At 67.1% G+C, this 2,012-nt stretch carries 1 protein-coding gene; it reads left to right on the top strand.

Annotated elements, in window-relative coordinates:
• Positions 1-1,057: 1,057 nt before the first annotated feature.
• On the top strand, positions 1,058-2,012 hold a 955-nt coding region (locus FJY88_13925), incomplete at its 3' end, for a WD40 repeat domain-containing protein (GenBank protein ID MBM3288424.1).

The following is a 2,012-nucleotide window of genomic DNA, read 5'->3' as shown; positions in this document are numbered from 1 at the left end:
TCGGAGGGGACGCCTCGCTCACCGGCGTCGGCACGATCACGTGGGTGGAAGACGACCGCGTGCTCGCCTTCGGCCATCCTCTCTTCCACGCGGGGAGCGTGAACCTCCCGCTCGTCTCGGCGGAGGTCCACGCGCGAATCCCGAGCCTCGCCGTCTCGTTCAAGCTCGGGTCCCCACTGGAGACGGTCGGCGCGCTCCTCGAGGATCGGCGCGCGGGGGTGGCGGGGCGCCTCGGGATCGAGCCGCCGACGATTCCGATCGAGGTGACCGTCACGTCCCCCGGGTTCGGCCGGCGCGAGTACCGCTACGACGCGATGGACGACAAACGGCTCACGCCGCTCCTCGTCTCGTGGGCGGTCCGCAACTCCGTGGTGCACAGAGAGCGCGCGATCGGCGAGCACACGGTCCGCATGCGTCTCTTCGTCGATCTGGAGGGGGCGGACGATCTCGAGCGGGAGAACGTCTACTCGTCCGCCTCGGTCCTCGACGAGATGGAGGACGACATCCTCGTCCCGCTTCGCGTTCTCGCGAGCAACAACCTCGCGCGGCCGAGGGTGAACCGCGTGCGCGCCGAAGTGACTGTGGAGGACGGGCGTCGCTCGGCGCGGATCGAGCGGCTCGATATCGAGAAGGGCCGGCTTCGTCCGGGAGAAACCGTGCGCGGCGCGGTCACGCTCCGCTACTACCAGGACGAGACGGAGACGCGCCGCTTCGAGGTCACGCTCCCCGCCGATCTCCCCGACGGGAAGCTCCTTCTTCGCGCGTGCGACGCGGCCTTTTCGGAGGACTGGGACTCGAAGCGCGCGCCGAACCGGTTCGCCACGAAGGACATCAACGGGCTCGTCCGGATTCTCCGCGAGATGCGGACGAACGAAAGCGTGTTCGTGCAGCTCTTCAGCGAGGCGAAAGGCGTGACGGTCGACGGCCGCGAGATGCCGGGCCTTCCCGCCTCGAGGCTCGCCGTTCTCGGGACGGACCTCCACGCGGACGACGGCAACTACGTGAAGGGGAGCGTGCTCGCCTCGGAGACGATTCGCGTCGATGCGTTCGTCTCCGGATGCCGCTCCCTTCCGATCGTCGTGGATCGTGCGGCGCCGTGAGGCCGCCGCTCTCTCGAACAGGGAGTCGAACGATGAACAAGACGAAGCTTCTCGTCCTCGCCGGGGTCGGAGTCCTCCTCTTGGCCGGCGAGCCCGGGGCGGTGAGGACCGCCCGTTGGGACGTGTCCGGCCGCGAGAGCGCCGCGGAGGGGACGCCGACGGATCTCACGATCGGACCGCTCGGGTCCCTCGAGCTCGCCCCGCGCTTCGAGCCGGCGGGCACGATCTCCGAGTACTACGTCTGGTCGCTCCTCCCGGACGGGCGGGGCGGCCTCTACGCCGGCACGGGGGACCAGGGAAAAATCTTCAAGGTGGAACGATCCGGCAAGAGCGTCCTTCTCTTCGATTCGCTCGAGCTTGATATCCTCTCGCTCGCGCTCGACGCGAGGGGGAACCTTTACGCGGGAACTTCTCCGGACGGGATCGTCTACATCGTCGATCGGGACGGAAACGCGCGCACGTTCTTCGACAGTCCGGAGCGCTACGTGTGGGATCTTGCGTTCGACGACAAGGGAAACCTGTACGCGGCGACCGGTGAGCAAGGGAAAGTCTATCGGATCGACCCCTCCGGGAACGCGGAGCTCTTCTATGACTCTCCGGAAACGAACGTGCTCTGCATCCTCTACGACCGGAAGGACGATCGGTTTCTCCTCGGCGGGGAGGGGGCGGGTCTCCTTCTGTCGGTCGACAAGAAGGGGAATGCGCGCGTTCTCTTCGATTCTCCACGCGCCGAAGTGGGCGCTCTCCATCTCGACGAGAAGGGGAGGATCTGGGCCGGATGCTCGGGGAGCGAGGAGCCGGGGACGAATGGAGGAGGGCGCCAGCAGACGAAGAAAGCGCTTCTCTATCGGATCGAGCCGAACGGGACCGCGGTTCTCCACTGGCAATCGGACGCCGAGTTCATCTACGCGA

The sequence above is a fragment of the Candidatus Eisenbacteria bacterium genome (assembly GCA_016867495.1).
GTDB lineage: Bacteria > Eisenbacteria > RBG-16-71-46 > CAIMUX01 > VGJL01 > VGJL01.
The sequence above is the reverse complement of the archived record's forward strand: the minus strand, read 5'-3'. Positions and strand labels throughout refer to the sequence as shown.